Genomic DNA, 15,003 nt, shown 5'->3' with positions numbered 1-15,003 from the left:
CAAAGGGTTAGTTATCCTTTACGGAGGTTAGCTAAACACCACTTTGTTTCTGCCACTGCTTTTGGCTTGATATAACGCACTGTCGGCGAGATCGATAGCTTGCTCTATCGTTATGTCTTGGTTACTGAGTTCAACGACCCCAAAACTGGCGGTTACGCTAATTTGCTGGCCGCAATAAACAATAGGTGTTTGGTTAATCATGGCTCTTAATCGCTCGGCAACATTGATAGACTCTTGATAATTGCTGCGCTCGATCAATATAACAAACTCTTCACCGCCCATGCGGCCGATTAAGTCGTCTTTTTTTATATGTTGTTTAATTAACTGGGTAATGCTGATTAATACTTGATCGCCGCCAGCATGGCCGAACTGATCGTTAATGGCTTTAAACTTATCAATATCCCAGTAAATGAGGCATGCATGTTGCGGCTGCTTTTGTAGCTCAAGTAATTTTTGTTTTGCGTGGCTATAAAATCCCCGACGATTAAAGCAATCAGTCAATGAATCTGTCATCGCCAGCAACTTCATTTCTTCGGCCAAATCAGAAGCCAGCATATAAATCACAAATACTGACATACCAACATAAGCCGCAGGTAGGGCGGTAAAGTTAACAATGGCGTAGAGCTTGATAAGTTCCACATCCATCTCTTTACCTTGGAATAGCGCGATACTCGCTGCAACAAATATGCACATGGCAAATATGAAATGCATTAACGACGCACCAATTTCGGCTGGCCGTGATTTGGTGCGATGCTTAATAATCACCACACTAGTGATCATCAACAACAGCACATCAACGTATAAATACAACGACATTCTTAAGCCTAGATGTGGGCTAATATAAGTAAAGTAATAGGTTAGCGCCATCCCACATACGCCTAGGCCAAGCAATGTTGCAGGGTGGATTTTAGTGTTAGTGCGTAAACAATGTCCCCATGTCCCGAGCACCACCGACAGCATGGATACACTGCAGCCGATCATCCAATACAGGTTATGAGAAAGAAATAGGCTTTTAAATAAACTATTAGCCCACAGTACAGTCGAGGCTAAAAAAGACAAAGAAAACATCAACGCATATTTTTGCTTACCCATGGTTTGCCAGGTCATGAAAAAGATTATCGACAGCAGAATGCTAGAAAAAAACAAGGTGATTAAAATATACGTAAACGGACTTTCCATATGGTGACTTCCTAGCTTATGGCTTTGTTTATACAAACCCAAAACGAAGCTATGTTTACTCGAATTAGACAGAGGATTGCAGTGTTTGTTGGTAATAAATAACCGATGGATGACAACAAATACTACAGTGTTTATCAACTGTAGACGGCAATAGCAGCCTTAGCCAATTGGGATAAGATAATAGCCTTTAGGTGGTTAATTAATCAGCAATAATGAGCGTTAAGCTGTGGTGAGTTGTTTTATCGCTTGCTCGGTTAGCGCTTCGGTATATAGGTTGATTTTGAAATGCTCAACACTCCAACCTTTAATAAAACGCTGGAAATCAGCCCAGGCTAAACAATATAAAGGTCGCCATGCCTGCTGTACCTCAAGCGGATTGATTAGCGGATGACATTCGGCTAGGCCTTGGGTTAGCGCGGCAAAATAATGATTAAGATAGCCATTAATTAACGCTTCTGGTTCGTGATAGTTCAATACACTGCTTAACAACATGATCACGTCTTTCATGCCGCAACCTTGGCCGATATATTGAAAATCGACTGCTGCAGCATGGTCATCCTGACTAAAACAAAAGTTAGCTAATTTGGCATCGCCATGCACCAAGGTTTGAAATGGACATTGTTTCAAGGCATCGTCGATGAGATGGGCTGCCGACTTAAGTGGGCTGTCGGCTAAAGCGGCTAACTCGTCTGGTCGTGTATCTAGATGCCAGTATGTGCCGACAGGCCAAAGCCCTTTTGGCTCTACGTGCATGTATTTAGCATGAAAATGCCCTAACCACGTTAAGCACGCGAGTACGGTTTCAGATGTGGTGGTTTTTCTTACTTGAGTAAATCCCAGGGTATGCAAGTCTTGTAACACTAACAGGGTTTCATTGGCTTGTTGGTCTACATACAAACAACGCGGCAGAGGACTGAATCTCTGCTGTGTATGAAGATTTGCATAGTGCTGATACCAATTCACTTCCACTTGGTACGACTGCAATTTACGCTGATGCGACAGTGGCGTATTCCAACCTCTAGGATGCGATTCCTGTTGAGGTAAACAGATATATTTCACAATCACTGACGAGTACGATTTACCCGTTACATAAGCCCTAAATAACTGACCATAACCACCCCAAAGCGGTTGAATCGCTTCAATATGAGTTAAGGCCGAAGCATCAATTGCGAGGCTAACACGCTGTAAAATATAGTCTGGAATATACAAAGGTGTCTAGTATTCGTGATTTTGGGGTGAATAATAACAAATATTTCGAATTCATTTTTATGAGGCTGCATTATTAATCTCTTTAATTCGTGCTGTCTTCTGTTTTATTGATACCTCGATGATAAATTATCCTGTTCGGATTTATCTTTATATTGGCATTTCATTTTTAGCTCAGTCGCTGCCATAAAACATCTTCATGGGTATTTTTATCAATATTCATTCACGATAATGAAAAAAACTAAATTAATGCCCCTTATTAGAAATGCTCATAAAACAAGCTGAAAAATATTAGGCGATGATTTTTTTTGATTGTTTTAATAATCGAACTAGCAATTGTTTTGAAACATATTTTTAACATTTAATTGTTTCAATTACGATTGGATTATCTTCAAAATAAAGTCAATATAATGGCTGAAACATTGTGCTTTTACACAACCTATTGTTTATATTCTATTTGATAATTAAGTCTGCGTTGTTGAATAGTCATTAAATTGACGGTATCCTGTTCTCAAAATGTAACAAATATTTACAAATTAGTATCAAATCCGCCAAATTTATCCAGGAGTAATCATGGCAACTGCAAAGACAACCATTTTCAAACTGAGTACAATTTCTGCTGCTATTTTATTGACTGCATGTAGTAACTTGTCACAACCCGCTAATGTATCTGTATATAACGCTGAAGAATTATCGCAACGAAACAGTGCTTTGTTAGAAAGAGAGAAAGCGGTCGCCAAGCGTGAAGCAGAAGCGCAAGATGCTTTAGTTGTTAAAACCAGTCCAGAGGGCGAATTACTTCCACCTAACGCTAAGCCAGGTGAGTGTTACGCGCGTGTATGGGTAGAACCTACATACGAAAATTACACCGAAACTTTAATGGTAAAGGAAGCTAGTGAAAACGTGAGTATTGTGCCAGCACAATACCAGCAAGTAACTGAAACCATTGAGGTACAACCTGCTAGCTTTAACATGGTCGCCTTACCAGCTACTTATGATGTTGTGACCGAGAAAAAGTTAATTCGTGCGGCGGGTTCGCAATGGTTAGTCGACCTACGTAAAGGCAGTGCGCCTGCAAGTGCTGAATTACTAAAAGCGGCTACAGAGCACGGCATTAACCTAAATAATGCAACTGCTGGTATGTGTTTCCATGAACATTACATGCCTGCACGTTATGAGCAAAAAGGTGAGTCGGTTCTTATTGCTGAAGCCTATGATGTGGTTGAAACTCTCCCAGCTGAATTTCGTTGGATTGAGAAGCGTATTTTAGTTAAAGAAGCCAGTACTCGCATGGAGCAAGTGGCAGCACAATATGAGACTGTTACTGAAGATGTTGTCGACGTACCAGCTCACAATATTTGGAAAAAAGGCGTTGGCCCAATCCAGAAAATTGATGAAGCGACTGGCGAAATCATGTGTTTAGTTGAAGTGGCAGCCACTTATAAAACACTCACAAAACGAGTGCTAGTTTCACCTGCTACATCACGCACTGTCGATATTCCTGCAGAATACGAAACAGTACGTGTACAAGAATTAGTGAGCGAAGCAAAAGAAGTGCGCACACAAATTCCTGCTAAGTATAAAAATATTCAGGTAACTCAAAAAGTTGCTGATGTTGAATTTGTTTGGCATGACGTGCATAACGAGGAACATCCCAAAGCAACTCGCACGGGTAACAAGATCTGTTTGACAGAAACGCCAGCTGAATTTGAAACGGTTAGTCGCCGTGTCGTAGTAAGCCCTGCATCGACTAAACGCATAGATGTTGCTGCAAAATACGAAACGATGAGTGTCACTAAGTTAGTCTCTGCTGCTAAAGAGATGCGTTCTGAAGTGCCTGCAGAGTTTGAAACCGTTTCGCTGAGCCGTATCGATAAAGATGGCTTTATGGAATGGCGTCCAATCTTATGTGAAACCAACATGACACGTTCGACCATTACCGATTTACAACAGGCGTTAGCATCGAAGGGTTATAACCCAGGTAAAATCGATGGTGTTGTTGGTGTTGATACCATTAAAGCGGTAAATGCTTTCCAAAATGATAATAACTTACCAACTGATAAATACATTAATATCGAAACGGTAAAAGCATTAGGCGTTAACCTGTAGCTTACGGTTTAATCGCTAACATAAAACCCCAAATGCCAATCGAACGTTGATTGTCTCTTGGGGTTTTTATTTGTTTTACATTTGTGAAGCTTGAAATTTCCGCCCTGATAATAGTTTCAACATCATCAAGTTAGTCCTGTCCAACTTTTGTTTCTATAGTGTGAGTCAATCACTTCATTTCGTACCAATATAAAGCAGAATTGCGTTATCAATCATAGTGTATTAAGTCAATACGATACCGACATCAACTAGCCTAAAAGATTAATATTATTAATTGTTTACAGAATAATATTACATGCTACTATTCTGCGTTTTTTCAAATATCATTAAGGAACAATGATGTACAAAATGTCTCTTCTAGCCACAATATTGTGCGCGATTTTAGTTACTCCGGCTTTTGCCAACACAGATACAAGCTTATCAACATCAGATAGCAGTGGTTTTTATATTGGTGGTGCGGTGAATAAAACAGAACTTGGTTCAGATGATGCCAGTGGTTCTGAATCAGCAACAGGCTTCGGTGTTTACGGTGGCTATCAGTTTAATGACTGGTTTGGCTTAGAAAGCAATTTTTTTGCGGCCAACGTAGGTGAAGACGATTTTGATGTTGTTGCCGGTGCGCTGACCTTTACACCAACATTTACTCTGCATTTTAATGAGACATTTTCGGGTTTCGTTAAAGTGGGTTTCGCATCAATGGCCGTTGTTGTAGATGGTTATTATGATGATTTTACTGCTTCTGGTATTGGTTTTACCTATGGTGTGGGTATTAATGCTGCATTGACTGAGCACCTAAACCTGCGTTTAAGCTACGATATGAGCAAAGGTGATCTTGATATTGATGAATATGGTTATATTGATGATATTGATGCTGAGATTGAACAGATTGCATTGGGTTTACATTACCAGTTCTAATCATCAGCTTTAACTGATTCTAAAGTGATTTAAGGCTACCAATGGTAGCCTTATTTGTTTCATAGGATTGGTATAGATACTTATAAAGTCGGGCGATGTAAGTCGAAACGCTGTTCGTCGGAAATACCATAATAAGCCGATGGTCCACCTGCGCGCAAAACAGGCTCAGCTAATGCTGTTTGATAAATGCCTTCTGGGCTCAGCAAGTGTTTTTCAATGTGTACAGCTACAACCTCACCAAGCACTAACCAAGTATCAATTTTGTCACCATTAGCTGCGGTTAACTGAATGCATTGCGACAGTTTGCATTCGAAGCTGACCGGGCTTTGTGCAATGCGGTCAGCCTTAACAATGTTGCCTGCTATTGGTGTCAATCCAGCAAATTCAAACTCATCAGTGCCACCGGGCAATGCTGCAGAGGTTTGATTCATTTGCGCGGCTAAACTGCGGGTAGTTAAGTTCCATACAAACTCGCCAGTTTCAACAATGTTGGCGACGCTGTCTTTCCAACCTGTACTGGCAAAGCCGATAATTGGCGGATCGTAATTAAAGCAGTTAAAGAAGCTATAAGGCGCTAGATTTCGCTGGCCTTGAGCATTGCGAGAGGCAATCCAACCAATGGGACGTGGGCCTATAATGGCATTAAGTGGGTTATGTGGCAGACCATGACCTTTGCTGGGTTCATAAAAATAGCGATTATCAGCACTCATATTTTACCTTATTTATATTGTTGGGCTTGTTATAGCGGTATCAAATATTACGATGATTTAAATTGGATGGCTCAATTTGATAGCTCAATTTATGAATCAACGCGATACATAAATATTACCACATCAATTATGGTATCAGTGCCGTCCACAATAAGCGTAAACCTACCACGATCATTAAACTGAGGATGATTTTTTTAAACTGTTTTTCATCAAACTTATCTTGAATGCGCAGTCCGAGTTTTACCCCAATCCAGGCAATGGGCGCCAATGATGCAGAGATTAATAAATTACTAAGGTTAATTTGTCCTAGCATGCTGTAGGGAATTAACTTCACAGCATTCACTACTGCAAAAAATACCACCGCAGTGCCTAAGTATTCTGTTTTAACTAAACGCAGCGGGATTAAATAGGCATTTAATGGTGGCCCACCGGCATGAGCAACAAAACTGGTAAAGCCAGCAATTGTGCCGCAAACTCGGCCGATAAAAGAGGATGGTTTTCGTTGTGACCATTCTCCTAATGTCAAACCATAAACACCAAATCCTAACGAAATAACCCCTAATAAGCCGCGTAAATACTGCTCGTTAAGTTGATCAAATAGCAGATAAGCCACCACAATACCGATAATGGCCGCAGGCAACAAAATCCACAGTTGGGTCGTATTTTGTTTTCCCCACCAAGAGCGCACACTTAGAAAGTCCATGTAAACCAATAGCGGTAACATCACTGCCGCGGCTGCTGCTGGGCTAATGGCCAAGGCAAGTAAAGGCACGGTTAATCCGCCTGCACCGCCAGCAAAGCCTGATTTTGACATCCCGGTGATTAATACCGCTGGAATAGCGACTAACCAAAACAATGGATCTGTTAACACTGACGTTCCTCGCGATGTTAATCAGTTAAAATGGATAGGCTAATAACAGATGGTTAATAGCCTATTCATGAAAATGAATAAGTTAACTGAACATGTCGTTTGGTTGAAGTTAAACGAGATGGAATCATAGCACCCGCTCCCGTTAATTAGGCAAGAAATTAGCAGGAGGTTAAGTGCTTATGACTAGATTAAGAATTAGCAGACCGCAATAAGAAGGGAATACTACTTTCGTGATGATTTAAAGGAACGAAAAATGCTGGCTAATTTAAGTATCTATTTATCATTAATTTAAGTGTAATTAAGTTAATTTTTATGGATTAATTTCCATAAAAACAGACTAGCCAATATGGGGATGATGTGTGATTCTGTTTTCTAAACTCATTATTTAGCGGAAAATATCGTCATGATCGAACTGTGCGAGTGGCAACAGCAGGGGCAATTTTTGTCTATTAACGATCAGCAGATCTTTACTCGTCAAGCGGGTGATAGAACGGCACCAGCGTTATTGCTAATTCATGGTTACCCTAGCGCAAGTTGGGATTGGGAAGGTATGTGGCATGAGTTAACTCAACACTATTTTGTGGTAACTCTTGATATGTTGGGTTTTGGATTTTCAGACAAACCCAAAAATGTTGATTATTTAATCAGTCAGCAAGCCGATATTTATGAAGCTGTTTTACAGCAGTTTGGCGTTAGCCATTATCATATTTTAGCCCATGACTACGGTGATACAGTCGCGCAAGAATTATTAGCAAGACAACTTGATGGCAGCAGTACATTGTGCATCAACAGTGTGTGTTTTCTTAATGGAGGTTTGTTCCCAGAAACCCACAAACCTTTGCTTATTCAAAGCTTGCTACTGTCTCCATTAGGGAGCGTGGTAGTCAAACTAATGAGTAAACAAAAATTTGCCGCGAGTTTACAAGGTATATTTGGGCCATCGACACCACCTACGCCACAGGTTATTGACACATTATGGCAATTGCTTAATCACAATAATGGTATCGCGGTAATGCATAAAGTCATTAGCTATATCACCCAACGTAAACAACATCGTGAACGTTGGGTAGGGGCTATTATCAATAGTGCAATACCGATCAAGTTGATCGCAGGAGCTAAAGATCCGATCTCTGGTCAACACATGATCGATCATTATCGTAAATTGATTCCTCATGCAGATGTAACCGAACTGTCTACGCTGGGACATTACCCACAAATCGAAGATGCCAATGGAATTACAGCTGCCTATATGCAATTTAGGTTAAGTCGTACAAAGTAGATGAGTGAAAGGGGGCAGTAAAATTAATGCCTGTTATATCATCGAATAAGGTGAAGTATTCAGTTAGCTCTAGACGGGGATGTAGCGAAATCTATCATTGGATAATAAGCACTTTGGGCTATTTTTAGGTGGTGGCTCCATTGTGATAATTTACAGTAATATATCTGTTTTTCTTTAAGAGCAATGAACAGGTACTAAGTGTGTAAAATGATGTCTTTAATGATAATTTCAGATGTTTGTTCAGTGCTTATTTTAGGTGTTTGGAATAAATAACCTTGTAAAAAAATAGGCTTAAATTGACGTAAATAATCTAGCTGCTCTTTGGTTTCAACCCCTTCAGCAACAACATCAATATCGAGTTTATGAGCAAGTGCGACAATGCTTTCATAAATCCCTGCGCTTTTTTTATCATTAACAGCATCATTTAAAAATTCACGATCAATTTTAATTTTGTCTACTTTTAGATGTTTTAGTCGGCTTAATGACGAATAACCTGTCCCAAAATCATCAATCATGACTTTAATGCCCATCGTATTAAGTGCGTCAATTCTGTTGGTTGTTTCTGTAAAATTTGCGATTAACGAGCTTTCTGTAATCTCAAACTCAATATTAATATGATCAAATGCAGAGATGATTTTTTGAGTGTTAACCAGAAAATTTACGTCTAAAAATTGTTTAACTGATACGTTTATCGCGATAAATTGATCTCGTTTTAAAAACCGACTTCCTTCTGCCAACGTTGTTTTTAGCAGCCATTTAAAAAAGTCTTCCGATAGACCAATGTCTTCAGCAAGGTTAATAACCAGTTCTGGATTAATATGTGTTCCTTGCAAATTCCAGCGTATCAGTGTTTCATAACCCTCTATTGCTCCAGACACAGCGCAAGCGATAGGTTGATAGACTAAATATAGTTGTTCGTTTTGAATGGCCAGCTTAAGTTGCGCGGATAGTCGATAGCGTTCAGAGATTTTTTGGCCTATTTCATCGGTATAGTAACAAGCTGTATTCAGTTTATTACGTTTTGCTTCATACATTGCACAATCTGCTGCAATTAATAATTCTTGAACGGAGTTACCATGCTGTGGTGAAAGTGCGACACCCATGCTGAAGCTCATATCAATGCTGCGACTATTGATGCTAAATGGTTCGTTTTGACACTTAAAGAGCCGATTAATCAGTGACTCTATATTGGTTGTTCCTTGAGGAAAACCTGCAATTATTAAAAATTCATCGCCGCCAAGTCGAGCCACTATCTCATCATTTCTTATAATCGAAGCTAGCTTTTCACCCACCTTTTTAATGAGTATGTCGCCCGCTTCATGGCCGTATGAATCATTAACATCCTTGAAGCCGTCTAAGTCCAAAAAAATGACACCAATACTCGTTGATGTTCTATGAGAATTTTGCAGTAATTTATCTAATTGAGACAGCGCTAATGTTCGATTTGGAAGACCAGTTAGTGAATCGTAATACGCGTGATAGGTGATTTCTTTGTTAATTGATTTAATGTCAATGACTCGTCTTATGCCATAAATAGTTGCAGTTAATGCAATCCATAAAAAGCTAAAAATCAACTCATCCATTTCCCAGCTTTCGTGGCTACGAGTAAATTCATAAACTGATTCAACAAATTCGACATTAAACGCGAAAGACAAAATGACCATGATTACCACGAATAATGTACCAACAATAAAATCAACTCTAGCTCGTTTTTTCATGAGCATGCTGGACTGAGTTTGTGATTTTAGAATGTCTAACTTCATCCAATCTCCAACACTGTGATGCCAATAACATATTGGTTATCTTATAACTATATATTAATATCGCCTGTTTCACGTCAGCCATTTACTCGTTAATAACAAATTATCTTTAATTCTTACTGAGTGCTGAAGGGAGAGGCTGTATAAAGGCGGATTAATTAAGTGTTGTTATAACCAGGTATTGCAAAATATATTGAATTAAACAAGGCAATGTTATTTAGTTTATCCACATAAAATCAATAGCTTATTTTATTTCATCCGTTACTGCTTATTCGCCGCTTTAGTAAGAATACGACATAGAGATATTGACAAAAAATGGCACTGGTAAAGCGGCCTAATATTGCTTAATGAGGAGTGCTTTCTTTTTTTGCTTACTCAACACTCAACAGCTGCTAAATATGCAGGGCTACTACACTAAAGCACTGGATGATTTATTGGTCGTTATCACACAATAAATTCACTTCTATTTTGTTTAATCTGCTCATCGTTAAAATATGCACGCACTCGTCCTGAGCCTATTGAGAATGTCTTGGTTACGTGATCCACGCTTATCTTCTCGAATTAATAAGGTTGGGTGGCTAGGTTATTCGCCATGTGATTGATACGTTCTGCGGTGAATCCATTATTGTGGGTATATCTTCAATACTAATGCCACTGGAATGTCATTAGCATGGTTTATTTGTAGTGTAGACATCATATTGACAGCGCTTTATATATTGATAAATATAGAATCAAAATCAATAAAATTGTCATATTCATTTGATATCATTAATATTTATATATCATGGGGAATCATCATGCGTGTCATTGCTATTATATGTGGATTGCTTACTAGCTTATTGAGCTGTTATTTATCAGCTAACACTACAGCAGCAGTACCAGAAAAACCCTATGTATTACTCGTGTCTATTGACGGTTATAGATACGATTACAACAGCTTGCATAGCCCTAATCACCTTACTGATTTTGCTAAACACGCTGCCACAATCACTCGTTTTAAGCCGTCGTTTCCGACAGTGACGTTTCCTAATCACATCACCTTAGTGACAGGCCTTTACCCCGCTCATCACGGCATAGTGTCAAATCGATTTTATAATCATGTTTTGCAACAGCCTTATGCCATGAATATTAAACAAGCGGTCACTGACGGCCGCTTTTACCATGGGGTGCCGTTATGGTCATTAGCGGGCCAGCAAGGATTAAAAAGTGCCACCTATTTTTGGCCAGGTTCAGAAGCTAAAATTGCTGGTCAGCGACCAAATTATTGGTTGCCTTATCGTGACAATGCTCCCAACAATGAAAGAGTCGAGCAGGTTTTGCAGTGGTTTAATTTAGCCGAAGATCAGCGGCCACAATTTGTAACGTTATACTTTTCAGATGTAGACACCGCAGGCCACCTTTTTGGCCCAGAGTCTACAAACACCTATCAAGCGGTGCAGAAAGTTGACCAAGCTGTAGGGCTGCTTTTAGCGGGAATAAAAGCCTTACCTTTTAAGGTTAATGTGATTATTACATCCGATCATGGTATGGCGAATGTTGCAGGATTTGAACGTCTGTATACCGATAAATTGTTTGCGGGTAATAAAGCGTTAAAAGCTAGATTTAGCTTTAATAACGATGCGGCTTTTTCATTAGTCACAGCCACTGGTGAGAATAAGCAACAAGATTTAGATGCCTTAAAAGCGTTAACCCAAAAAGTGCCTGGTTTGCAATTTTATCGCCAACAAGATATTCCCGCTTCTTTGCACTTTAACAATAATCCGTCAATTGGTGATGCAATATTAATCAGTAATCAACATTACATTACTAGCACCGATGCGAGGGCTGGCGTAATAGGCAAGCACGGTTATGATGCCAGTGTCATCAGCGACATGAACACAGTGTTGTACGCTCAAGGGCCGGCATTTAATCATGTGACAGTCGACTATGCTGAAAACATTCATTTGTATCCACTCATTGCTGATATTTTAGGGTTAACCATAACCGAACCCATTGATGGAAGATTGTCGGTATTATCGCCACTATTGGCCGACTCGAGATAATATTAGCGCGTGGCGTATTGATGTTGTCTAAACCCCGTGGTTAAACTCATTGGTTTGACTGAGCTAGAGGCAATATATTCTAAAAAGTGTTGCTGTTTCATATCCTCTTGCAAAATAACATGATATTTTACAATCAAATGGAGTTTAACCCGTTAGGTTTATGGAGGAGCCATGCAGGCTTTTTTAGTCGCTCAAGCAAATATACCCTTTTCAATTGCGCTTGTTATTGTGGTCATGCTGGGGATGTTTGAAATCATCGCCATGATTGCAGGGTTAAGTGTATTTAGTGCACTTGATAATTGGTTTTCACTCGATGTCGATACAGATGTTGATACCACGGTATCGGTTACCGGTATGACAGGTATATTGGGTTGGCTGTGTCTTAATCGCTTACCGTTACTTATCTGGTTTGTATTAGCATTAAGTAGTTTTGCGATAGCAGGGTATGTGATTAACTTTGGCTATTCACAACTTTTTGGCAGCTTCTTACCCCAAATCATCACCGTACCTGTTGCGTTAGTCATAATGTTTTTTTCAAGCCACTTTATTGGTAATGGTATTGCCAATATTCTCCCTAAAAACGAAACCTCAGCAATATCAATTGATGCGCTTGGCGGTTGTGTCGGCAAGATCACCCAAGGTCGTGCAATAAAAGGCATGCCGACAGAAGCGGTGGTTCGGGACACATTTGGGCAGAAACACTACGTGTTAGTTGAACCAGAACACGACGATGTCGAATTTTTGCCAGGCGTCGATGTTGTACTCATCGCTCATCAAGGCAAAGTCTGGACAGCAACCAGATTCAGTTAACCTAAAAATATCTTATTGAGATATACCCTAAAAATAAAAATGTCATTCCAATGACACTTTTTGATAAAACACAGTTGTATTTAAAAGGAAATTAAATGGAAACGTTAACAAACTTTGATTCAGGAAGCGGCTTTGTCCTCCTTATTGCTGGCATAGCAGTATTAGGATTGATTATTATTGGACTTATTTTTGCCAAACTGTACAAACGAGCTAGTAAAGAAATGGCTTTTGTTCGTACCGGGTTCGGCGGTGAGAAAATCATTAAAGATGGTGGCGCAATTGTGCTGCCAGTGCTGCACGAAACGATTTCGGTCAATATGAATACCTTGCGTATTGAAGTCGAAAAAAATCAAAAAGATGCCCTGATCACCAAAGACAGAATGCGCGTGGATGTAAAAGCCGACTTCTATTTACGTGTTGCGCCAAATGCCGAAGGGATTTCAATGGCAGCGCAAACGTTAGGCACTCGCACTAATCGTGTTGAAGAACTTAAAAAATTAATGGAATCAAAGTTTGTCGACGTATTGCGTACCGTTGCAGCCGAAATGACCATGACCGAAATGCACGAGCAGCGCGCTGACTTTGTCCAGCGAGTGCAGAATAATGTCGCCAATGACCTTGAGAAAAACGGCCTAGAATTAGAATCTGTGTCGCTCACGGGTTTTGATCAAACTGACTTGCAATTTTTTAATGAAAATAACGCATTTGATGCCGAAGGTCGTGCTCGTTTAGCAAAAATCATTGAAGAAAAACGTAAAGAAACCAACGATATTCAACAAGAAAACCGCATCAAAATTGAACAGCGTAATCTTGAAGCAGAAAAAGAATCGTTAGAAATCGAAAAGTCGGAAGAAGAAGCTCGCCTCGCTCAGCAGCAGTCACTCGAGTTTAAACGTGCCGATCAAAAAGCTGAAATCATTAAACAAAAAGAAAATAAAGCCCGCGAAGAGCGTGAAGCCGAAATTGCCAAAGAGCGCGCAATTGAAACGGCTGAAATTGAAAAAACCAAAGACATCGAAACCCGTGAAATTGAAAAGTATAAGTCTATTGAACAGTCACGCATTCAGCAACAACGCGATATTGAAGTATCTGAACAAGACAAACGCATTGCGGTAGCCGCTAAGTCAGAAGAAGAGTCAGCCGCTCGCGCTCGCGCTGCAGAAGCTGAAAAAACCAAGGTAGAAAAAGAAGAAGCGGTTATTACTGCGCGCCAAACTGCTGAAGCTAATCGTCGTAAAGACATTGAAGTTATTGATGCCCGAAAAGAAGCTGAGCGTGAGGCCGTGGGTGTTACGGTTCGAGCTGAATCAGAAAAAGTTGCCGCGGAAGATAGAGCTAGCGCCATTTTAATTGAAGCGCGTGCCAGTGCAGACGCTAAGATGCTAAAAGCCTCAGCCGATGAGAAAATCTATGCAGTTGAAGCTGCGGGTAAGCGGGCACAGTACGAAGCTGAAAACGTACTGAGTAACGAACAAATTGCACTGCAAAGATCATTAGCCATATTAAAAGCCTTACCAGACATTATTGCTCAAGCCGTTAAACCGCTTGAAAAAATTGAAGGTATTAAGATTTTACAAGGCTATGGTACGGGCAATCAAATGAGTAACGGCGAGGGTAACCAATCCCAGGGTGGTATTGCAGAGCAAGTAACCACTGCTGCATTAAACTATCGTGCTAATGCCCCTGTGGTTGACGCCATGCTACGAGAGTTAGGCCTAGTTAATTCAGAGTCTGGTAATTTAAATGACCTACTGACAGGCAATAATGCACTGACATCTGAAGCGATTAATGTCATTCAATCGGCCAAAACAGGCTTTGGTGTGGATGAAGTTATCCCTGGCATTAATCCAGCGCAATAAATGCTAAGTTGCTAAAGAGGTATCTTTCCTCTTTAAAATATAAAAAGTGCCTTTTGGCACTTTTTGTATTTATCAGCATCACTCTATAACAGCGTTATGCCGACTATGTTCAATCTCAGTCACTTAGCGGGAGTGTGAAACACTTTTTAAGCTAAAGAGTGAGTTACAACAATTGATCCTGTAAAAGATTCTGTGTTGTTCTGCCTTATGACATTATGGTCTTAATCGTTGAGAGACTTAATATTCTTTAAGGTTTATTGTGA

The 15,003-nt window shown here is 39.9% G+C and carries 11 protein-coding genes; 6 read left to right on the top strand and 5 right to left on the bottom strand.

Annotated features, from left to right (window positions below; all coding sequences use genetic code 11):
• Positions 1-27 precede the first annotated feature (27 nt).
• On the bottom strand, positions 28-1,179 hold the full coding sequence (locus AAEY99_RS00145; RefSeq protein WP_182743827.1) for a GGDEF domain-containing protein: 1,152 nt from the start codon (positions 1,177-1,179) through the stop codon (positions 28-30).
• 219 nt (positions 1,180-1,398) lie between these two features.
• Positions 1,399-2,388 carry a phosphotransferase gene (locus AAEY99_RS00140; RefSeq protein WP_351008419.1) on the bottom strand — a complete coding sequence of 330 codons (990 nt, stop codon included), beginning with the start codon at positions 2,386-2,388 and terminating at the stop codon, positions 1,399-1,401.
• 570 nt (positions 2,389-2,958) lie between these two features.
• Here AAEY99_RS00140 and AAEY99_RS00135 point away from each other — a divergent pair.
• Both AAEY99_RS00135 and AAEY99_RS00130 read left to right on the top strand, forming a co-directional pair.
• Positions 2,959-4,494, top strand: a complete 1,536-nt coding sequence (locus tag AAEY99_RS00135; protein ID WP_101085045.1) for a peptidoglycan-binding domain-containing protein — start codon at positions 2,959-2,961, stop codon at positions 4,492-4,494.
• Positions 4,495-4,842: 348 nt separating this feature from the next.
• The gene (locus tag AAEY99_RS00130; RefSeq protein ID WP_310734185.1) at positions 4,843-5,409 is read left to right on the top strand and encodes a porin family protein; all 567 of its coding nucleotides are present in this window, start codon (positions 4,843-4,845) and stop codon (positions 5,407-5,409) included.
• A gap of 80 nt (positions 5,410-5,489) precedes the next feature.
• Here the strand turns inward: AAEY99_RS00130 and AAEY99_RS00125 are convergent, their stop codons facing one another.
• Entirely contained in the window at positions 5,490-6,119 is a 630-nt protein-coding gene (locus AAEY99_RS00125) for a flavin reductase family protein (protein ID WP_351008416.1), read from the bottom strand.
• A 127-nt stretch (positions 6,120-6,246) separates the two neighbouring features.
• Positions 6,247-6,990 (bottom strand): sulfite exporter TauE/SafE family protein, encoded by a 744-nt coding sequence (locus AAEY99_RS00120; protein ID WP_351008415.1) that lies wholly within the window; start codon positions 6,988-6,990, stop codon positions 6,247-6,249.
• A gap of 403 nt (positions 6,991-7,393) precedes the next feature.
• On the opposite strand from AAEY99_RS00120, the gene AAEY99_RS00115 reads away from it, so the two are divergent.
• Positions 7,394-8,269: an alpha/beta fold hydrolase gene (locus AAEY99_RS00115; protein WP_351008413.1), complete on the top strand. Its 876-nt coding sequence runs from the start codon at positions 7,394-7,396 to the stop codon at positions 8,267-8,269.
• Positions 8,270-8,463: 194 nt separating this feature from the next.
• On the opposite strand, the gene AAEY99_RS00110 is transcribed toward AAEY99_RS00115, so the two are convergent.
• Entirely contained in the window at positions 8,464-10,032 is a 1,569-nt protein-coding gene (locus tag AAEY99_RS00110; protein ID WP_351008411.1) for a putative bifunctional diguanylate cyclase/phosphodiesterase, read from the bottom strand.
• Between the two features lie 794 nt (positions 10,033-10,826).
• Here AAEY99_RS00110 and AAEY99_RS00105 point away from each other — a divergent pair.
• The 3 genes from AAEY99_RS00105 (at position 10,827) to AAEY99_RS00095 (ending at position 14,740) form a co-directional block, all read left to right on the top strand.
• Complete coding sequence (locus tag AAEY99_RS00105; RefSeq protein ID WP_351008409.1) at positions 10,827-12,071, top strand: alkaline phosphatase family protein; 1,245 nt, start codon at positions 10,827-10,829, stop codon at positions 12,069-12,071.
• 171 nt (positions 12,072-12,242) lie between these two features.
• On the top strand, positions 12,243-12,881 hold the full coding sequence (locus AAEY99_RS00100) for an OB-fold-containig protein (RefSeq protein ID WP_101085053.1): 639 nt from the start codon (positions 12,243-12,245) through the stop codon (positions 12,879-12,881).
• Positions 12,882-12,976: 95 nt separating this feature from the next.
• The gene (locus tag AAEY99_RS00095; protein WP_162023979.1) at positions 12,977-14,740 is read left to right on the top strand and encodes a flotillin family protein; all 1,764 of its coding nucleotides are present in this window, start codon (positions 12,977-12,979) and stop codon (positions 14,738-14,740) included.
• The last annotated feature ends 263 nt before the right edge of the window (positions 14,741-15,003 follow it).

The organism is Shewanella sp. S1-58-MNA-CIBAN-0166, assembly GCF_040310085.1.
GTDB lineage: Bacteria > Pseudomonadota > Gammaproteobacteria > Enterobacterales > Shewanellaceae > Shewanella.
The sequence above is the reverse complement of the archived record's forward strand: the minus strand, read 5'-3'. Positions and strand labels throughout refer to the sequence as shown.